This window comes from Rhodoferax saidenbachensis, assembly GCF_001955715.1.
Taxonomy (GTDB): domain Bacteria; phylum Pseudomonadota; class Gammaproteobacteria; order Burkholderiales; family Burkholderiaceae_C; genus Allorhodoferax; species Allorhodoferax saidenbachensis.
In genome coordinates this window covers 3,593,871-3,611,745 of the sequence record NZ_CP019239.1, presented here as the reverse complement: position 1 = coordinate 3,611,745, position 17,875 = coordinate 3,593,871, and the positions used below count along the sequence as shown (strand labels likewise).

Below are 17,875 nucleotides of genomic sequence, written 5' to 3'. Positions count from 1 at the left end.
GTGACGGTGGACGCTGCATGGACTCACTCCACCGTCCTGTTGAACGAAGCGGTCGATGCCTTGTTCAACAGCGACGCCGGTACGCCCGAAGCCCTGGCCGACGGGACGTACGTGGATGCCACATTTGGACGCGGAGGACATTCCCGTCTCATCCTCTCCCGTTTGTCGCCCCAGGGGCGCCTGATCGCTTTCGACCGCGACCCGGATGCCGTGGCCCAGTCCGGAGCCATCCAGGACCCGCGATTTTCCATCCGCCAAGAAGGCTTTTCGCATCTGGGCGAATTGCCGCGGGCCAGTGTGGCCGGTTTGTTGATGGATCTGGGCGTGAGTTCGCCGCAGATCGACAACCCGGCGCGCGGTTTCAGTTTTCGTTTCGAAGGTCCGTTGGACATGCGCATGGACACGACGCGTGGCGAGAGTGTGGCCCAGTGGCTGGAGACAGCCGAACTCAATCAAATCGCGGAGGTGATACGTGAATATGGTGAAGAACGGTTTGCTGGGGCAATTGCAAAGGCGATTGTTGCTCGCCGACAGGAACGGGGCCCAATTTCAACCACCACCGAGTTGGCCCAACTCGTGGCTGACACGGTCAAAACCCGCGAGCCGGGCAAGGACCCTGCAACGCGCACATTTCAGGCTTTTCGGATTTTCATCAACGCCGAGCTTGAAGAGCTGCAACAAGCGTTAGAGGGGAGCCTGGACGTGTTGCAAGCAGGAGGTCGTCTGGCGGTGATCAGCTTCCATTCGCTGGAAGACCGCATCGTCAAACAATTCATCGCGAAGCATTCGCGCGATGAGTACGACCGCCGTGCTCCATTTGCTGCACCCAAGGTCATGAAGCTCAAGGCGTTGGACCGTATCAAGCCCAGCGCGGCCGAAGTCACTGGCAATCCCCGCGCACGCAGCGCCATCATGCGTGTGGCGCAGAGGACGGACGCGTGAGCGCCGCCGGACCGCTCCAAGGCGCGATGGCCCCCTCGGGGGGCAGCGCAGTACACGCGGTGACAAGCGTGGGGGCCATGTCATGATCAGGATCAACCTTGTCCTGCTTCTGGCTGTCTTGGCCAGCGCCGTGTATTTGGTCGGCGTGCAATACGATTCGCGCCGCCTGTTTACGGAGCTCGACAAATCGCGTGCCGAGGCCCGTCGCCTTGAGACAGAGTTTCAGCGACTGCAGGTGGAGAAGCGGGCCCAGGCCACGCCCGCCCGTGTGGAAAAGCTGGCGCGTGAAAAGCTGCAGATGCGCCAGGCCACGCCGGCCATCACCACCTACGTGACGTATTCCGGACCTGCCGCCACGACGGCTCCCCAGGCCGCATTTCCTGCCGCGGCCGCGAGTCAGGAGGGAATGCCATGAGCCGCTGGGCCGTTCCCGAGGCGAATAATGCCGCAGCCTGCAAGGCGGAGGCACTTGCATGAGCCGCAGCGTTCAGTACACCTCCAGTCCTCTGCTGGCCAGCCGCACACCGGTGTGGCGCAGCAAGTTTGTGGTCGGCGCCATTGCGCTGGCTTTCTGCGGCCTGGGTGCGCGCGCGGCCTACATCCAGGTGTTTGCCAACGATTTCTTCCAGCGCCAGGGGGAAGTCCGTTTTGCCCGTACGCTGGACCTGCCGGCGACGCGCGGCCGTATTCTGGACCGCAATGGATTGATCCTGGCGTCCAGCGTGCCCGCGCCCAGCATCTGGGCCATTCCAGAGGATGTGGAAGTTGACAAGGCGCAACTGCAAAAACTCGCCAAACTGCTGGACATGACGACGGCAGAGCTGTCGAAGAAGCTGCAGGATGAAGACAAGTCTTTTGTCTGGGTCAAGCGCCAGGTCGACGCGGATATTGCCAAGCAGGTAACCGCGCTCAATATCAAGGGCATCTACCAAACCAAGGAGTACAAGCGCCAGTACCCCGAGGGAGAGTCGGCTGCGCATGTGGTCGGTTTTACCAATGTGGAGGACAACGGGCAGGAAGGTGTCGAACTGTTGTTCAACAAGGACCTCTTGGGCCGCCCTGGTTTGCGCCGCGTGATCAAGGACCGCCTGGGCCGCGCCGTGGAAGAGGTGGGTGAGATGGTGCCTCCGGTGGCCGGGCGCGATTTGCAGCTCAGCATCGACAGCAAGGTGCAGTTTTTTGCCTACCAGAAGCTGCGTGACTCCGTGATCGCCAACCGTGCACTGGCGGGCAGCGTGGTGGTGCTGGACGCCATTACCGGTGAAGTGCTGGCGCTGGCCAACTACCCCAGCTACAACCCGGAAAAACGCCAGAACCTGACCGGTGCGCAGTTGCGTAACCGGGCCCTGACCGACACCTTTGAACCAGGGTCGGTCATGAAGCCCTTCACGGTGGGCTTGGCGCTGGAGACCGGGCGGGTCAAACCCCAGACCGTGATCGATACGGCGCCAGGGTCGATCACCATCACCGGCGCCACGATCCGCGATTCCCATCCGCATGGCGCGTTGACGGTAGAGCAGGTGATTCAGGTGTCGAGCAACGTGGGCACCACCAAAATCGCCATGCAAATGCCGGCAAGCGATATGTGGGCGACTTTCTCGCAGGCTGGTTTTGGGCAGAAGCCGCAGATCCAGTTTCCGGGGGCCGTGTCGGGGCGTCTGCGTCCCTACAAGAGCTGGCGCCCGATTGAGCAGGCGACCATTTCCTACGGCTACGGCATGTCCGCGTCCTTGTTCCAGATGGCGCGCTCATACACCGTGTTTTCTCACGATGGCCAGATCATCCCGGCCACCTTGCTCAAAAGCAGCGAACCCGCCTTGGGTGTGAACGTGTTTTCTGCAGGGACTGCTGCGAGTGTGCGCAAGATGTTGCAAATGGCAGCAGGTCCGGGCGGCACCGCCCAGAAGGCGCAAACCCTGGGTTATTCGGTGGGCGGCAAGTCCGGCACCGCTTACAAACAGATCGGCAAGGGTTACGGTACGGATGGCAATCGCAAGTACCGTAGCTGGTTCGTTGGCATGGCGCCCATCGACAGTCCGCGCGTCATTGTGGCGGTGATGCTGGATGAGCCCAGCGCAGGAAAATACTTTGGCGGCGACGTGGCGGCGCCCGTGTTCAGCGAAACCGTGCAGCAAACCCTGCGCATGCTTGGGGTTCAACCCGACATGGCGGTACAGCCGCAGATCGTGGCGAATGCGACGGAGGAAAGCTTCTGATGCAGCAGCTCCACACACCGATCCAGGCCGCCCAATGGCTGCAGCAGCGCGTCACCGGCACGCTGCGCGCAGACAGCCGCGCGTTGGCGGCTGGCGATGGCTTTATCGCCTGGCCCGGTGCGGCTGTGGATGCGCGCAAGTTTGTCATGGGTTCTCTGCAACAGGGTGCCAAGGCGTGCCTGGTTGAGCAGGAGGGCGCCGAGGCCTTTGCGCTGCAGGGCGATGCGGTGGCCAGCTATGCCGGGCTGAAGTCCGACACAGGCCCCATTGCCGCAGAGTTTTTCGGCCATCCCTCGCAGCAATTGGCGGTGGTGGCCGTGACCGGCACCAACGGTAAAACCTCCACAGCCTGGTGGCTCGCCCAGGCCCTGTCGGCACTGCCGCAAGCCATGCCCTGCGGTGTGATTGGCACTCTGGGGGTGGGGCAACCCCCAGCGGCTGGCACTGCCACAGCAGATGCAGGCCGTGCAGTGGTCTCTACCGGCTTGACGACCCCAGACCCGGTGTTGCTGCAACACACCTTGCGCCAGTTTGTGCAACAGGGTTTGCAAGCCTGCGCCATCGAGGCTTCTTCCATTGGCATTGAAGAACGTCGCCTGGACGGCACACAGATTCGTGTGGCCGTGTTCACCAACTTCACCCAGGACCACCTGGACTACCACGGCAGCATGGAAGCCTATTGGGCTGCCAAGCGCCTGTTGTTCGCGTGGTCGGGTTTGCGTAGCGCCGTCATCAATGTGGACGACGTCAAAGGTATCGAGCTGGCAGACGCCTTGGCTTCCGGTGCGCTGGATGTCTGGACGGTGTCGTGCAAAGGCCCGGCGCGCCTGCAGGCGCGCAACATCCGTTACAGCGCCGAGGGATTGGATTTTGAGGTGCAGGAGGGCGAAACCAGCCATACCTTGCGCAGCCGCACGATTGGCGACTACAACGTGGCCAACCTGCTGGGCGTGCTGGCCGCCATGCGCGCTTTGGGTGTGCCGCTGATGGATGCGGTGCAGGCCTGCACTGCGCTGCATCCGGTGCCTGGTCGCATGGAATGTCTGGGTGACGCAGGCCAGCCGTTGGTGGCTGTGGACTACGCCCACACGCCGGATGCATTGGGGCAGGCGCTTGAAGCGCTGCGTCCGCTGGCTGCACAGCGCAAGGGTCGTTTGGTGTGTGTGTTTGGTTGCGGTGGTGACCGTGATGCCTCCAAGCGCCCGTTGATGGGCGCCATTGCCGCGAAGCTGGCCGACCAGGTAGTGGTGACCAGCGACAACCCGCGCAGTGAAAAACCCGAGACCATCATTGCGCAAATTTTGCTGGGTTTGCCTGATCGCAACAGTGTGGATGTGCAGGCCGACCGTGCACTGGCCATTGCCGAAACCATTGCCCAGGCCCAGGCCCAGGACGTGATTCTGCTGGCCGGTAAAGGCCACGAGGAAACCCAGGACATCGCCGGTGTCAAACATGTGTTTTCGGACCGTGCGCATGCGGCGGCTGCTTTGCACTTGCGTGGCCGTGCCAGCGAAGGGGCTACACCATGAGCGCCATGTTGAATCTGCAACAGATGCTGCCGTGGCTCAGCGGTGCGAAGCTCGTGGGCGAGGGCAACACGGCCGTGTTGCGCGTGCATACCGATACACGCACCATTGAACCGGGCGACCTGTTTGTGGCGCTCAGAGGTGAACGTTTTGACGCCAATGACTTCCTCCAGGAAGCCAAGGACAAAGGCGCTGCAGCAGCCCTTTGTCATCCGGGTGCGGGCCTCAAGGGTGGGCTGGTATTGCCGTGCATCGAGGTACCCGATACCAAGCTGGCCCTGGCCGAACTGGCCACGGCTTGGCGCGCGCAGTTCCAGTTGCCCTTGATTGCCGTGACTGGCAGCAACGGCAAGACCACGGTCACGCAGATGATCGCCGCCATTCTGGAGTCCTTCCAGCCCGGTGGCGCTGCACTGGCAACACGCGGCAACTTCAACAACGACATTGGTGTGCCGCTCACACTCTTGCGCTTGCGCGCCAGCCACCGCATTGCCGTGGTGGAGCTGGGCATGAACCACCCCGGCGAAATTGCCACCTTGGCCGCCATGGCAAAACCCACGGTAGCGCTGGTCAACAACGCGCAGCGCGAGCATCTGGAATTCATGCACACGGTGGAAGCGGTGGCGCAGGAAAACGGCAACGTGATCAGTGCATTGGGTGCACAGGGCGTAGCCGTGTTCCCGGCCGATGATGCCTACACCGCAGTCTGGGAAGGCCTGGCGGCGCCCAGAATTGCCGCCCGCTTTGCGGTGGGCAAACCTGCACAGGCCCAGGATCTGGGTTGTGTGGATGCCCAGTGGGCAGACGGTGCCTGGCAGGTGCATGCGCAAGGCATGGGCGTGGAGCTGCGCTATGCGCTGCACATTGCGGGACGCCATAACGTCAAAAATTCGCTGGCCGCGGCCGCCTGTGCGCTGTCAGCCGGTGTACCCGCCGATGCGGTGGTGCGGGGCCTTGCGGCTTTTGTGCCGGTCAAAGGCCGTTCGCGCGCGCTGACCTTTGCGGTGCAGGGGCGCACCGGTACGCTGGTAGACGATACCTACAACGCCAACCCCGACTCGGTACGCGCCGCCATCGATGTGCTGGCGGACTTGCCGGGGCCACGTTTACTTGTGCTGGGCGATATGGGCGAAGTCGGGCAGCAGGGCCCGGCGTTTCATGCCGAAGCCGGCCGCCATGCCCACAGTCTTGGCATTGAACATGTGCTGGCACTGGGCGAGCAGACCCTTCACGTGGTGGAGCACAGCGCGGGTGCACGCCACTTCACGGCTATCGAAGACTTGAATGCTGCCGTGCTGGCTTTGTTGCCGCAAGTCGGCAGCGTGTTGGTCAAGGGCTCGCGCTTCATGCGCATGGAGCGCGTGGTGGAGGCCGTGTTGGCATCCAGCGCCAGCTCCACCGAAATTCCCAAGGGAGAACATTGATGTTGTTAAGTCTGGCCCAGTGGCTGCAAACCCTGTCCCCCGACATGGGATTTTTCCGGGTGTTCCAGTACCTGACGTTCCGCGCCGTGATGGCGGCGCTGACCGCGCTGTTGATCGGCCTGGCTGCGGGCCCGTATGTGATTCGCCGCCTGCGCGAACTCAAGATTGGCCAGCCCATCCGTGGTTATGGCATGGAGACGCACCTGAGCAAGAGCGGCACGCCAACCATGGGGGGCGTACTGATCCTGTTGTCGATCGCGGTTTCCACGTTGCTGTGGTTTGACCTGTCCAACCGTTTTGTCTGGATTGTGCTGTTGGTGACGCTGGGCTTTGGCGCTATTGGCTGGGTCGATGACTGGCGCAAGGTGGTGCACAAGGACCCCGAAGGCATGCGCTCGCGTGAGAAATATTTCTGGCAGTCGGTGATTGGTCTGCTGGCCGCGCTGTACCTGGTGTTCAGCATTTCTGAAAGCTCCAACTTCAAGGTCATGGAGCTGTTCTACAACTGGGTGGCTTCGGGCTTTGATGTGAACCTGCCGCCCAAGGCGGGCCTGCTGCTGCCCTTCATCAAGGAAGTCAGCTACCCACTGGGGGTGTTGGGCTTTGTGATCCTGACCTACCTGGTGATCGTAGGCGCCAGCAATGCGGTGAACCTGACCGACGGCCTGGACGGTCTGGCCATCATGCCGGTGGTGATGGTGGGCTCGGCCCTGGGCGTGTTTGCCTATGTCACCGGCAGTGCCGTGTATTCCAAATACCTGTTCTTCCCGCACATCCCCGGGTCGGGCGAGTTGCTGATTTTCTGCTCCGCCATGGCGGGGGCGGGGTTGGCGTTTCTGTGGTTCAACACGCACCCGGCCCAGGTCTTCATGGGTGATGTGGGTGCGCTGGCGCTGGGCGCTGCGCTGGGCACCATCGCCGTGATCGTGCGCCAGGAAATTGTGCTGGCCATCATGGGCGGCATCTTTGTCGTCGAGGCCCTGTCGGTGATGCTGCAGGTCACTTACTTCAAATACACCAAGAAAAAATTTGGCGAAGGCCGCCGCCTGTTCAAGATGGCGCCGCTGCACCACCACTTCGAGAAACAAGGCTGGAAAGAAACGCAGGTGGTTGTGCGCTTCTGGATCATCACCATGCTGCTGTGCCTGGTCGGCCTGTCCACCCTGAAACTGCGATGAACCCGAACGACCTGCACGACGACGAACCCACGCTGCCTCCCGAGGTGGCGCAGGAAGCACCGATGCCTGAGGCACCGGTGCAGGACGTCGTGCCTGTCGAAACGGCAGAGACTGTTGAAGCTGTGGAACCGGTAGAACCCTCGGAGGCCGCAGTGCCGGCACCAGATCCGGCCCATGCGGTGCCTGCAGCGAAGGCCACCCCGGCGGTTCGCGCACTGCCCACAACGCTCACAGCGGCTGCGGATGCGGCTGCCTTTGTGGCGCAGATATTTGCCGACGATGCCGTGGAGTCCGTCCCAGCAGCCCTGACCGACGAGGTGGAGGCCGCGCCAGACGAGGTGCAAACCGACACCGTGGCCGATGCGCAGTCGCCTGTCGCGCAGCAATCCCTGCAGGGCCGCAACATTCTGATCCTGGGCCTGGGTGCCTCCGGCCTGGCCATGGCCCGCTGGTGCGTGCGCCAGGGCGCTGCCAGTATTACCGTGGCGGATACGCGTGAGGCCCCCCCACAACTGGCACTGCTGCAACAAGAGCTGCCCCAGGTGCGGTTTGTGCCGGGCGCCTTTGCCGCGACGCTGGTGGAAGGGCAAGAATTACATGCGGTGTACCGCTCACCAGGCCTGAGTCCTGACGTGATTGCTCCTGTTTTGGTAGCTGCTCACGCAAGCGGAGTAAGCGTTGGAGGCGAGTTAAGCTTGTATTCCGAGGCGCTGGCGGCTTTGCGTGTGGCGCACGGCTACGCCCCTGCGGTGTTGGCCATTACCGGCACCAATGGCAAGACCACGGTCACTTCGCTGACCGGCCAACTGGTGCCCCAGTCGGGCAAGTCGGTGGCGGTGGCGGGCAATATCGGCCCCACGCTGCTCGACACATTGGCTGGGCATATTGACGCCGGCACACTGCCGGATGTCTGGGTGTTGGAGTTGTCCAGCTTCCAGCTCGACGGCATCGAGGGTTTTGAACCCACGGCGGCCGTGGTGCTCAACGTCACGCAGGACCACCTGGACTGGCACGGCAGCATGGAGGCCTATGCCGCGGCCAAGGCGCGGATCTTTGGCCAGCGGGGTCTGATGTTGCTCAACCGCGACGACGCGGCCGTGATGGCCATGCTGCCCGAGCCGGTGCGCGTCAAGCTGCAAAAACCGCTATGGCGCACCTACACCACGTTTGGCGTGGACATGCCGCAGCGCCCCGGGGACTTTGGCCTGGAAGATGTCAACGGCATGGTCTGGTTGGTGCGTGCGCTGGAAGCCGATGAAACCCGCCGCAAGCGCAAGGAGGATGCGGAAGAGCTGCACATCCAGCGTCTGATGCCGGCCGATGCGCTGCGTATCCGCGGACGCCACAACGCGTCCAATGCACTCGCTGCGCTGGCACTCAGTGCTGCCGCCGGTTGTGCGCTGGCCCCCATCCTTTTTGGCCTGCGCGAATACCGTGGCGAGCCGCACCGCGTGGAGCCGATCGGCATCCTCAACGAAGTGGAATTCTTTGACGACAGCAAGGGCACCAATGTCGGCGCCACCGTGGCCGCGTTGCAGGGCCTGGGTGCAGACCGCAAGGTGGTGTTGATTCTGGGCGGTGAAGGCAAGGGGCAGGACTTCGCGCCGCTGGCTATCCCCGTGGCCCGCTACGCACGTGCCGTGGTGCTGATAGGGCGCGACGCGGCGTTGATCCGTGCCGCACTGGAAGGCTCCGATGTGTCGCTGGTTGATGCCGAGTCCATGGAAGCGGCCGTGGCACATGCCAACCGCCTGGCCCACGCGGGGGATGCGGTGCTGATGTCGCCCGCTTGCGCGAGTTTTGACATGTTTGACAACTACGAACACCGGGCCCAAGTGTTCTGCGCCGCGGTGAAAGAGTTGGCGTTGTCGCAGGGCGTGGAACTGGAGAACCTGGCATGAACGCTTTGGGCCAGACCCTGTCCGGCTGGTTTTCCTCCAAGGTGGCGCCTGCGGCGGCCGCGCTGCCCGTGCGCCTGAGCGGGCGCGGCTCGTTTGCCGCCACCACGGCACCCGCACAGGTGCGCGGCTTTGACCAGTCCCTGACCTGGGTTGTGGTGGTGCTGTTGCTATGGGGCTTGGTGATGGTGTACTCCGCGTCGATTGCGATGCCAGACAACCCGCGCTTTGCCAACTACGCCCATACGCATTTCCTGATCCGCCACGTGGTGTCCCTCGGCATTGCATTTGTGGCGGCGCTGATTGCATTCCAGGTGCCGGTGAATGTCTGGGAGAAGGCGGCGCCGTGGCTGTTTGTGCTGTCACTGGTGCTGTTGATGGCCGTGCTGGTGCCTTTCATCGGCAAGGGTGTGAACGGTGCGCGTCGCTGGATTCCACTGGGCATCACCAACTTCCAGCCCTCCGAGCTGGCCAAGTTTGCGGTGTTGCTGTATGCCGCCGACTACATGGTGCGCAAGATGGAGGTCAAGGAGAACTTCTTCCGTGCCGTCATGCCCATGGCGGTGGCGGTGGGGGTGGTGGGGCTGCTGCTGCTGGCCGAACCGGACATGGGCGCCTTCATGGTGATCGCCGTGATTGCCATGGGCATCCTGTTTCTGGGCGGTGTCAATGCCCGCATGTTCTTCCTGATTGCAGCGACGCTCGTGGTGGCCTTCTCGCTGATGATTGCCTTCAGCGAATTCCGCCGTGAGCGCATTTTTGCCTACCTGAACCCCTGGAGCGAAGAGCATGCCCTGGGCAAGGCCTACCAGCTCACCCATTCGCTGATTGCCATTGGGCGCGGCGAAATTTTCGGCGTGGGGCTGGGCGGCAGTGTAGAGAAGCTGCACTGGCTGCCCGAGGCACACACCGACTTTTTGCTCGCCGTGATTGGGGAGGAGTTTGGCCTGGTCGGCGTACTCATCCTGATTGGCCTGTTTCTCTGGCTGACCCGCCGCATCATGCACATCGGCCGCCAGGCCATCGCGCTGGACCGCGTATTTGCCGGGCTGGTAGCGCAGGGCGTGGGCATCTGGATGGGCTTTCAGTCCTTCATCAACGTGGGCGTGAACCTGGGCGCCTTGCCCACCAAGGGCCTGACCCTGCCGCTCATGAGTTACGGCGGTTCGGCCATTCTCATGAATTTGGTGGCGATTGCCGTGGTGCTGCGCATCGACTTCGAGAACAGACAACTCATGCAGGGAGGGCGGGTATGACCCAAGTTAACTCGCAACCTTGTGCCCTGATCATGGCCGGTGGTACCGGTGGCCATATCTTCCCCGGCCTCGCCGTGGCGCAGGCACTGCGTGACAAAGGCTGGCGTGTGCACTGGTTGGGCGCGCCCGACAGCATGGAAAGCCGCCTGGTGCCCGCCCGCGGTATTCCGCTGGAGCTGGTGGATTTTTCCGGCGTACGCGGCAAGGGCCTCAAGACGCTGGTGCTGCTGCCGTTCAAGTTGCTGCGCGCCTTCTGGCAAAGCATTCAGGTGGTGCGCCGCGTCCAACCCGATGTGGTGCTGGGCCTGGGCGGCTACATCACCTTCCCGGGCGGCATGATGGGTGTGCTGCTGGGCAAGCCGTTGGTGTTGCACGAGCAGAACTCGGTGGCCGGCATGGCCAACAAGGTGCTGGCCGGTGTGGCCGACCGTGTGTTCACGGCGTTCCCCAAGGTGTTTGCCAAAGGACAGTGGGTGGGCAATCCGCTGCGTACCGAATTCCTGAACCAGTCTGCGCCCGAAGTCCGCTTTGCCGGACGCAGCGGTCCGCTCAAAGTGTTGGTGGTGGGCGGTAGTCTGGGCGCGCGTGCGCTCAACACCGTGGTGCCGCAGGCGCTGGCCCTGATTCCCGAAGCCCAGCGCCCGGTGGTGACACACCAAGCCGGTGAGAAACAGATCGATGAGCTGCGCGCCAACTATGCCGCAGCCCAGGTGCAGGCCACGCTCACACCGTTTATCGACAACACGGCCCAGGCCTTTGCGGATGCCGACTTGGTGATCTGCCGCGCCGGTGCCAGCACGGTGACCGAGATTGCCGCTGTGGGGGCGGCTGCGCTGTTTGTGCCGTTCCCGGCTGCGGTGGATGACCACCAGACCCACAACGCCCGTTTCCTGGTCGACCAGGGCGGCGGCTGGTTGCTGCCGCAGGACCAGATGACGCCCCAAAAGTTGGCTGATTTGCTACAAAAAACAGAGCGGCCTGCGCTCATCCAACGGGGGCTGGAGGCCAAAAAGATGCAGCAACTGAGCGCCACCGATGCCGTGGTCGCCGCCTGCGAGGAGCTTGTCGCATGAAACACGCCATCAAACATATTCACTTTGTGGGCGTGGGCGGCTCCGGCATGTCCGGTATCGCCGAAGTGCTCAACAACCTGGGCTACCGCATTTCGGGTTCGGACCTGTCGGACAGTGCCACGCTCAGGCGTCTGGCTTCGCTGGGCATCCAGACGCACGTGGGCCACGCGCCCGACCATGTGACGGGCGCCGATGCCGTGGTCACGTCCACCGCCGTGCAGTCGGACAACCCCGAAGTCATCAAGGCACGGGAGATGAAGATCCCCATCGTGCCGCGCGCGCTGATGCTGGCTGAACTCATGCGCCTCAAGCAAGGCATTGCGATTGCGGGGACGCACGGCAAGACCACCACCACCAGCCTGGTGGCCAGCGTGCTGGCCGAGGCCGGGCTGGACCCGACCTTTGTGATTGGCGGGCGCCTCAACAGCGCAGGCGCCAATGCACGTCTGGGCAGTGGTGACTACATCGTGGTCGAGGCGGACGAGTCTGATGCGTCCTTTTTGAACCTGTTACCCGTGATGGCGGTGGTGACGAATATCGACGCCGACCACATGGAAACCTACGGCCACGACTTTGGCCGCCTGAAGAAGGCCTTTGTCGATTTTCTGCACCGCATGCCTTTCTACGGCACAGCGATCCTGTGCACCGACGATGCCGCCGTGCGTGAAATCGTGGAGCAGGTGACCTGTCCCGTGACCAGCTACGGCTTCAACGAAGACGCCCAAGTGCGTGCCGTCAACGTGCGCGCTGTGGGTGGGCAGATGCATTTCACGGTGCAGCGCCGCAACGGTGTGGTGCTGCCCGACATGGACGTGGTGCTGAACCTGCCCGGTCTGCACAACGTGCTCAATGCACTGTCGGCGATTGCCGTGGCGGTGGAGCTCAACGTGGCCGATGCGGCGGTGCAAAAAGCGTTGGCCGAGTTCAAGGGTGTGGGCCGGCGCTTCCAGCGCTATGGCGATCTGCTCTTGCCCCAGGGCGGCACGGTCACGGTGATTGACGACTACGGCCACCACCCGGTCGAAATGGCGGCCACGCTGGCTGCTGCGCGCGGTGCCTTCCCGGGGCGGCGTCTGGTGCTGGCGTTCCAGCCGCACCGCTACACACGCACACGCGACTGTTTTGAAGATTTTGTGAAGGTCATTGGTGCGGGCGCCGACGCAGTGCTGCTGGCCGAGGTCTATGCCGCGGGCGAGGCGCCCATCGTGGCGGCCGATGGCCGCAGCCTGGCGCGCGCGCTGCGTGTTGCGGCCAAGGTGGAGCCGCTGTTTGTGGACGACATCGTCGACATGCCGCAGATCGCCATCGACAACGCGCGCGACGGCGATGTGCTGATGTGCATGGGTGCCGGGTCCATCGGTGCGGTGCCCGGGAAGATTGCTGAAATGCTACAAAAACAGGAGCTGCTTGCGCAGCATGGATAAGGGTTATGGGCCAATTTGATACTAAAACTCTAGGAAAGGTCGCCGTGCTGATGGGCGGCGCCTCGGCCGAGCGCGAGGTCTCGCTGATGTCCGGCAGCGGCGTGCTCAAGGCTTTGCTGTCCAAGGGCGTTAACGCTCATGCGTTTGATCCGTCAGAGCGTCCGCTGGACGATTTGAAGCGCGAAGGGTTTGACCGCTGCTTTATCGCGCTGCACGGCCGTTTTGGTGAAGACGGCACGGTGCAGGGCGCGCTGGAACTGCTGGGCATTCCCTACACCGGCTCCGGCGTCATGGCGTCTGCCATCTCCATGGACAAGGTCATGACCAAGCGCATCTGGCGTTTTGAGGGCCTGTCCACCCCGGCGTGGAGCCAGGTCTTCAGCGCGGAACAGACCCGTGCGGCATTTGCCACGCTGGGTGCGCCCATGATCGTCAAACCCGCGCGCGAAGGCTCCAGCATTGGCTTCACCAAGGTGATGTCGGTGGATCAGTGCGACGCGGCCTACGCGCTGGCCTCGCAGCACGACGCCATGGTGTTGTGTGAACAGTTCATCGCGGGCGACGAGGTCACCTGCCCGGTGCTGGGCCCGAACGACCAGCCCGAAGCCTTCCCGGTGATCCGCATCGTGGCGCCCGAGGGCAACTACGACTACCAGAACAAGTACTTCACCGACGTGACGCAGTACATCGTGCCCGCCGGTTTACCCACGGGTGAAGAGGAAGCCATTCGCGCCCTGGTCAGCCGGGCCTACCAGGTGCTGGGCTGCCGCGGCTGGGCGCGCGCCGACGTGATGATCGACGCGAAAACGCGCACGCCCTACTTGCTGGAGATCAACACCTCACCCGGTATGACCGGCCACTCGCTGGTGCCCATGTCTGCCAAAGCGGCAGGCATCAGCTACGAAGACCTGTGTGTGCGCCTGTTGCAAAACACGGCACTGGATGCGGGGGCGATAACAGCATGACACCTGCCGTGGCTAATCCGCTGGACGTCAAGCTCATGAACATGGCGGCTACCGTCCTGTTCGTGGTGTTTGTCGTCCTGGGCGGGCTGGCTGCGGCACGCTGGTTGTCACGCCTGCCGGTGTTTGCCATCCAGGGCATTGCGGTGACGGGTGACGTCAACCACAACAACACACTCACCTTGCGCGCCAATGTGGCGCCGCGCATGGCAGGTACGTTTTTCACGGTGGACCTGGCCCGGGTGCGCGCCGCCTTCGAGGCCGTGCCCTGGGTGCGCCACGCGGTGGTGCACCGCGATTTTCCGAACCGCCTGCGTGTCACGCTGCAGGAGCACCAGGCCGTGGCGTACTGGGGTGCAGAGGGTGAGTTGCGCCTGATCAACAGTTTTGGCGAGGTGTTTGAAGCCAATGTGGACGAGGTCGACCAGGACACCCTGCCGCGCCTCAACGGACCCGAGGACCAGGGTGCAGAGGTGCTGGCCATGTACCGCGCCGTAGCGCCGCTGTTCACTGGCATGGAGCTGCCGGTGGAGCAGTTGGAGCTGTCCGGCCGTGGCGGCTGGCGTGTGCGGCTGGACTCGGGCGCCGTGATTGAACTGGGGCGTGGCAGCGTGGATGACGTGGTGCCCCGTTTGCAGCGATTTTTGAAGACCCTCACGCAGGTGACCTCGCGCTACGGTCGGCACGCCAGTGCCATCGAGTCCGCGGACTTGCGGCATGACAACGGATATGCAATTCGGCTGCGCGGCGTGAGCACGCTGGTGCCGGAGAGCCCCAAGCGATAGTGAATCAGTAGCAGGACCCATATGGCAAAAGAGTACAAAGACCTGGTCGTAGGACTGGACATCGGCACCGCCAAGGTGATGGCGGTGGTGGCCGAGATCATGCCCAACGGCGAGCTCAAGCTGGCCGGTCTGGGCATTGCGCCGAGCAATGGCCTGAAGCGCGGCGTCGTGGTCAACATCGATGCCACGGTGCAGAGCATCCAGCAGGCCTTGAAAGAGGCCGAGCTGATGGCCGACTGCAAGATCACGCGGGTCTACACCGGCATCACCGGCAGCCACATCCGCGGACTCAACTCCAGTGGCATGGTGGCGGTGAAAGACCGCGAGGTCACCCAGGCTGACGTGGCACGTGTGGTGGAAACGGCCAAGGCCATCAACATCTCGACCGACCAGCGCCTGCTGCTGGTGGAGCCGCAGGAATTCATCATCGATGGCCAGGACGTGCGCGAGCCCATCGGTATGAGCGGCATCCGCCTGGAAGCCAAGGTGCACATCGTCACGGGCGCGCAAAGTGCGGCTGAGAACATCATCAAGTGTGTGCGCCGTTGCGGTCTGGAAGTGGAGCAGCTCATGCTCAACCCGCTGGCCAGCAGCCTGTCCGTGCTGACCGCCGATGAGCGCGAACTGGGCGTCTGCCTGGTGGACATTGGCGCGGGCACCACCGACGTGGCGATCTTCACCAATGGGGCGATCCGCCACACAGCTGTGATCCCGATTGCTGGCGACCTGATCACCAGCGACATCGCCATGGCGCTGCGCACCCCCACCAAGGACGCGGAAGACATCAAGGTCGAAAGCGGCCACGCCAAGCAACTGCTGGTGGATCCCGAGACGCAGGTGGAAGTGCCAGGCTTGGGTGACCGGGGTCCACGCATGCTGAGCCGCCAGGCGCTGGCCGGCGTGATCGAGCCACGCATTGAAGAAATTTTCAGCCTGGTGAACCAGGTGATGCGCGAATCGGGTTACGAAGAAGTGTTGTCCAGCGGCATTGTGCTGACGGGCGGCAGTTGCATCATGCCCGGCATGGTGGAGCTGGGCGAAGACATCTTCCTCAAGCCCGTGCGCCGTGGTATTCCCAAATATTCCAGCGCGCTGTCCGACATGGTGGCGCAGCCGCGTGCCGCCACCGTCATGGGCCTGCTCGAAGAAGCCCGCCTGGCGCGCATGCGCGGTTACAAGGTGGCGCAAAAGGCCGGCTCGGTGAAGACGGCTTTGGGCGGCATCAAAGACTGGTTTGTCGGGAACTTTTGACCATGTACATCCAACTCTGGCTGGCACGGGGAAGTCCACATTGGCGATGGCGGGGGATAGGGCCACCCTCATAGAGCCCACCCCTCAGGCAACTGCGAATTTAAAAACCAACACGTATTAATGAAAATCAGGAGTTAAAAATGGCCATCGAAATGATTGAAGAAGAGATGTTCAACCAGGGCACGCAGATCAAGGTGATCGGCGTGGGCGGCGGCGGCGGCAACGCGGTCGAACACATGATCCAGACCGCAGTGGGCGGCGTGGAATTCATCTGCGCCAACACCGACGCCCAGGCCCTGAGCCGCAGCGCCGCACACAAGACCATCCAGTTGGGTGCCAGCGGTCTGGGTGCCGGCAGCAAGCCCGACAAGGGCCGCGAAGCCGCCGCCGGTGCAGAAGACGACATCCGTGCGGCCATCGAAGGCGCACACATGTTGTTCATCACCGCGGGTATGGGCGGCGGTACCGGTACCGGTGCTGCTCCCGTGATTGCGCGCATCGCCAAGGACATGGGCATCCTGACCGTGGGCGTGGTGACCAAGCCGTTTGACTTTGAAGGTGGCCGCCGCATGAGCAATGCCGATGCGGGCCTGACCGAACTCGAAGCCAATGTGGACTCGCTGATCGTGGTGCTCAACGAGAAGCTGCTGGAAGTGCTGGGCGACGACGTGAGCCAGGACCAGGCATTTGCCCACGCCAACGACGTGCTGAAAAACGCCGTGGGTGGCATTGCCGAAATCATCAACGTGCCCGGCCATGTGAACGTCGACTTTGAAGACGTGCGCACCGTGATGGGTGAACCCGGCAAGGCCATGATGGGTACCGCCCTGGCCAGCGGCCCGGACCGCGCACGCATCGCGGCCGAGCAGGCTGTGGCCTGCCCGCTGCTCGAAGGCATCGACCTGTCCGGCGCCAAGGGTGTGCTGGTGCTGATCACCGCGGCCAAGGGCAGCCTGAAGCTGTCCGAGTCCAAGCTGGCGATGAACACCATCCGTGCCTACGCATCGCCCGATGCGCATGTGATCTATGGCACGGCCTACGACGACAGCCTGCTCGACGAAATCCGCGTGACCGTGGTAGCCACCGGCCTCTCTCGCCAGGGTATGCGCCGTACGGCCCCTCCGCTGCAGGTGCTGCGCACCGGTACCGACAACGTGCCGTTCCAGGTGCCTACGCTCAACACCATCGCCGCACCTGCCGGTGCAGCGGCCAGCCTGGGTGGCACCATGGCACAGCCCGACTACGGCAGCATGGCGACTCCTAGCGTATGGCGTACCAACCGTACGCAAGCCGCAGCCCGGGTGGATGCGTTGTCTTCGGGTGGGATGGACGACTACGAGATTCCTGCTTTCTTGCGCAAGCAGGCGGACTAAGCTTCTCGGTTCAGGTGTTTGCGGGGTAGTTGAGTTCTTCCCTGCGTAGCACCTCGCTTTCCCCCTCCCCCCAACCCCCTCGCCCCGCCGGGCGAGGGGGAGCCTAACAGCCGATTTGCTTACCTCGCGCCAGATAAGGGGCTACGTGCGAAGGTTGCGACCGTTACGGTGCGCCACTGCCAGTGCATGCGGTTGTAGTTGCCTCTAAGTAATCTGTGCGGCACCGCTGGCGGCTGCGCCTGCCAGGGGCGAGTCAGAGGTTGGCTGCGGCATTACATACCCTATCCCGTTCAGGCTGAGCTTGTCGAAGCCCTGTCTTTCATGCCTCGTCACTGGCAGGCGCAGCCGCCAGCCGCTCCGCGCCCACCCATCAGATGTAACTACGACCGGATGCACTGGCCGTGGCGAGAAATACCGGTGGCAACCTATCCCCGTAATTCCATATCCGGCGACCCAACAACAAATCGGCTGTTAAGGCCCCCTTTCCGCCCGGCGGGGTGGAAAGGGCGGGGGGATAGGGGGGAAAGTGAGGTGCCTCGCAGAGGTCTGAACCGCTTGGCGGTCAGC

14 protein-coding genes are annotated in these 17,875 nt (G+C 63.2%); all 14 read left to right on the top strand.

Annotation, left to right across the window (positions count from 1 at the left end; translation table 11 throughout):
• Positions 1-6 precede the first annotated feature (6 nt).
• The 14 genes from rsmH (at position 7) to ftsZ (ending at position 17,308) form a co-directional block, all read left to right on the top strand.
• Positions 7-942: a 16S rRNA (cytosine(1402)-N(4))-methyltransferase RsmH gene (rsmH, locus tag RS694_RS17245; RefSeq protein ID WP_029707815.1), complete on the top strand. Its 936-nt coding sequence runs from the start codon at positions 7-9 to the stop codon at positions 940-942.
• Positions 943-1,024: 82 nt separating this feature from the next.
• Positions 1,025-1,357: a cell division protein FtsL gene (ftsL, locus tag RS694_RS17240; RefSeq protein WP_029707813.1), complete on the top strand. Its 333-nt coding sequence runs from the start codon at positions 1,025-1,027 to the stop codon at positions 1,355-1,357.
• 58 nt (positions 1,358-1,415) lie between these two features.
• The gene (locus RS694_RS17235; RefSeq protein WP_029707811.1) at positions 1,416-3,158 is read left to right on the top strand and encodes a peptidoglycan D,D-transpeptidase FtsI family protein; all 1,743 of its coding nucleotides are present in this window, start codon (positions 1,416-1,418) and stop codon (positions 3,156-3,158) included.
• Complete coding sequence (locus RS694_RS17230) at positions 3,158-4,687, top strand: UDP-N-acetylmuramoyl-L-alanyl-D-glutamate--2,6-diaminopimelate ligase (protein WP_029707810.1); 1,530 nt, start codon at positions 3,158-3,160, stop codon at positions 4,685-4,687. Before RS694_RS17235 ends, RS694_RS17230 begins: the two co-directional genes overlap by 1 nt.
• A 5-nt stretch (positions 4,688-4,692) precedes the next feature.
• Positions 4,693-6,108 (top strand): UDP-N-acetylmuramoyl-tripeptide--D-alanyl-D-alanine ligase, encoded by a 1,416-nt coding sequence (locus tag RS694_RS17225; RefSeq protein WP_029707809.1) that lies wholly within the window; start codon positions 4,693-4,695, stop codon positions 6,106-6,108.
• A complete protein-coding gene (gene mraY, locus RS694_RS17220; protein ID WP_029707808.1) occupies positions 6,108-7,286 on the top strand; it encodes a phospho-N-acetylmuramoyl-pentapeptide-transferase in 1,179 nt (392 codons plus the stop codon). Before RS694_RS17225 ends, mraY begins: the two co-directional genes overlap by 1 nt.
• Complete coding sequence (gene murD / locus RS694_RS17215; RefSeq protein WP_081708630.1) at positions 7,283-9,187, top strand: UDP-N-acetylmuramoyl-L-alanine--D-glutamate ligase; 1,905 nt, start codon at positions 7,283-7,285, stop codon at positions 9,185-9,187. The genes mraY and murD overlap by 4 nt, the downstream gene beginning before the upstream one ends.
• Positions 9,184-10,440 carry a putative lipid II flippase FtsW gene (gene ftsW / locus RS694_RS17210; protein WP_029707806.1) on the top strand — a complete coding sequence of 419 codons (1,257 nt, stop codon included), beginning with the start codon at positions 9,184-9,186 and terminating at the stop codon, positions 10,438-10,440. The genes murD and ftsW overlap by 4 nt, the downstream gene beginning before the upstream one ends.
• A complete protein-coding gene (murG, locus tag RS694_RS17205; RefSeq protein ID WP_029707805.1) occupies positions 10,437-11,513 on the top strand; it encodes an undecaprenyldiphospho-muramoylpentapeptide beta-N-acetylglucosaminyltransferase in 1,077 nt (358 codons plus the stop codon). Before ftsW ends, murG begins: the two co-directional genes overlap by 4 nt.
• Complete coding sequence (gene murC / locus RS694_RS17200) at positions 11,510-12,937, top strand: UDP-N-acetylmuramate--L-alanine ligase (RefSeq protein ID WP_029707804.1); 1,428 nt, start codon at positions 11,510-11,512, stop codon at positions 12,935-12,937. The genes murG and murC overlap by 4 nt, the downstream gene beginning before the upstream one ends.
• Positions 12,938-12,942: 5 nt before the next feature.
• The gene (locus RS694_RS17195) at positions 12,943-13,902 is read left to right on the top strand and encodes a D-alanine--D-alanine ligase (protein ID WP_029707803.1); all 960 of its coding nucleotides are present in this window, start codon (positions 12,943-12,945) and stop codon (positions 13,900-13,902) included.
• Positions 13,899-14,684, top strand: a complete 786-nt coding sequence (locus tag RS694_RS17190; protein WP_029707802.1) for a cell division protein FtsQ/DivIB — start codon at positions 13,899-13,901, stop codon at positions 14,682-14,684. The genes RS694_RS17195 and RS694_RS17190 overlap by 4 nt, the downstream gene beginning before the upstream one ends.
• 21 nt (positions 14,685-14,705) lie before the next feature.
• Positions 14,706-15,935 carry a cell division protein FtsA gene (gene ftsA / locus RS694_RS17185; RefSeq protein WP_029707801.1) on the top strand — a complete coding sequence of 410 codons (1,230 nt, stop codon included), beginning with the start codon at positions 14,706-14,708 and terminating at the stop codon, positions 15,933-15,935.
• Between the two features lie 140 nt (positions 15,936-16,075).
• Positions 16,076-17,308, top strand: coding sequence for a cell division protein FtsZ (gene ftsZ / locus RS694_RS17180; protein WP_029707800.1), 1,233 nt, complete (start codon positions 16,076-16,078; stop codon positions 17,306-17,308).
• The last annotated feature ends 567 nt before the right edge of the window (positions 17,309-17,875 follow it).

Coding starts and splice junctions, on each gene's coding strand:
- ftsL (WP_029707813.1), top strand. CDS start 1,025: ATGATCAGGATCAACCTTGTCCTGCTTCTGGCTGTCTTGGCCAGCGCC.
- RS694_RS17235 (WP_029707811.1), top strand. CDS start 1,416: ATGAGCCGCAGCGTTCAGTACACCTCCAGTCCTCTGCTGGCCAGCCGC.
- RS694_RS17230 (WP_029707810.1), top strand. CDS start 3,158: ATGCAGCAGCTCCACACACCGATCCAGGCCGCCCAATGGCTGCAGCAG.
- RS694_RS17225 (WP_029707809.1), top strand. CDS start 4,693: ATGTTGAATCTGCAACAGATGCTGCCGTGGCTCAGCGGTGCGAAGCTC.
- mraY (WP_029707808.1), top strand. CDS start 6,108: ATGTTGTTAAGTCTGGCCCAGTGGCTGCAAACCCTGTCCCCCGACATG.
- murD (WP_081708630.1), top strand. CDS start 7,283: ATGAACCCGAACGACCTGCACGACGACGAACCCACGCTGCCTCCCGAG.
- ftsW (WP_029707806.1), top strand. CDS start 9,184: ATGAACGCTTTGGGCCAGACCCTGTCCGGCTGGTTTTCCTCCAAGGTG.
- murG (WP_029707805.1), top strand. CDS start 10,437: ATGACCCAAGTTAACTCGCAACCTTGTGCCCTGATCATGGCCGGTGGT.
- murC (WP_029707804.1), top strand. CDS start 11,510: ATGAAACACGCCATCAAACATATTCACTTTGTGGGCGTGGGCGGCTCC.
- RS694_RS17195 (WP_029707803.1), top strand. CDS start 12,943: ATGGGCCAATTTGATACTAAAACTCTAGGAAAGGTCGCCGTGCTGATG.
- RS694_RS17190 (WP_029707802.1), top strand. CDS start 13,899: ATGACACCTGCCGTGGCTAATCCGCTGGACGTCAAGCTCATGAACATG.
- ftsA (WP_029707801.1), top strand. CDS start 14,706: ATGGCAAAAGAGTACAAAGACCTGGTCGTAGGACTGGACATCGGCACC.
- ftsZ (WP_029707800.1), top strand. CDS start 16,076: ATGGCCATCGAAATGATTGAAGAAGAGATGTTCAACCAGGGCACGCAG.